General features: G+C 34.8%; 2 protein-coding genes and 1 pseudogene. All 3 read left to right on the forward strand.

Going from position 1 to position 1,094, the window contains the following annotated elements; all coding sequences use genetic code 11:
- Window positions 1-513, forward strand: a pseudogene (locus F6K23_RS41090) (RNA-guided endonuclease TnpB family protein); the annotation flags it as partial.
- Window positions 458-853 (forward strand): IS200/IS605 family accessory protein TnpB-related protein, encoded by a 396-nt coding sequence (locus tag F6K23_RS42750; protein ID WP_367267989.1) that lies wholly within the window; start codon window positions 458-460, stop codon window positions 851-853. The pseudogene F6K23_RS41090 and the gene F6K23_RS42750, both read left to right, overlap by 56 nt.
- Window positions 792-1,031 carry a zinc ribbon domain-containing protein gene (locus F6K23_RS41095; protein WP_293167042.1) on the forward strand — a complete coding sequence of 80 codons (240 nt, stop codon included), beginning with the start codon at window positions 792-794 and terminating at the stop codon, window positions 1,029-1,031. The genes F6K23_RS42750 and F6K23_RS41095 overlap by 62 nt, the downstream gene beginning before the upstream one ends.
- Window positions 1,032-1,094 lie beyond the last annotated feature (63 nt).

Here is a 1,094-nt window from a genome sequence, read left to right on the forward strand (position 1 = left end):
ATGTACGGTACAGTTAGAGAAAAGTTTCAGTTATCAGCACAAACTACAATTCACGCCATTAGACGAGTATGTTCTAATCGCAAAACTTCTATTACTAATCATATTCAAAAAGAATTAACTTTTGCACCAACATCAGTTGATTACGACAGTAGAACATTTAGTTTAGATACAAAGAAATGGATTGTGAGTTTAAAGCTTTTGAGTAAGCGTACAAAGTTTGAGTTATTAATAGGTAACTATCAACGTGGAATATTAAAAGGTAGTAAGCCTACTTCAGCAGTCTTAACTAAAAGAAAAGATGGAATTTACTATATAAATATTCATGTTAATCATATTGTTCCTGAGCCAAAGTCAACAAATAAAATAATAGGAATTGATTTAGGCAGGACAGATATAGCCTCAACATCTGAAGGTGAATCATGGTCAGGTAAAAATATAACTTCTAAGAGAAATCATTATTCTCAAATCAGAGCAGTCCTACAAAGAAAAGCATCTAAAGGCACTTCTTTGTAGTCGCAGGAGATGTCGGCAACTACAGCAACGGTTATCAGGTAAAGAACGACGCTTTCAAAAACATATTAATCACGAAATTACAACTTATTTAGTCAAAAAAGCAGCGACTAATAAGAATTCTATTGCCATAGAAGATTTAACTAATATTAGACAAAGAACCAATCAGCAACCAAGAAGTAAGAAAGAAAGAAGATTATCTAATAGTTGGGCTTTTTATCAGTTCAGAATGTTTCTTGCTTATAAATGTGTGTTACATGGCGTGAAATTAATATTAGTTAATCGGTGCATATACAAGCCTTACTTGCCACAAATGTTTGCATATTCATCCGACAAAAGGTAAATCATATCGAAATGGTAAAGATTATCGTTGCCTACATTGTGGATGGAAAGGCGATGCTGATTATAATGGTGCCAAAAATATAGCTGCTTTGGGGTTGAGTGTAAACCAGCCTGGAGGTCCCTGGTTATCCTGTGAAGTTAGCAGTCTTGATTTCGTACCAAGACAGCTAACTATATAGGACATACTGGAGGGCTACGAAAAGCCCGCATCATAATCTCTGATTTGATGCCGGGTAGTTTAC

The sequence above is a fragment of the Okeania sp. SIO2C9 genome (assembly GCF_010672455.1).
Taxonomy (GTDB): domain Bacteria; phylum Cyanobacteriota; class Cyanobacteriia; order Cyanobacteriales; family Microcoleaceae; genus Okeania.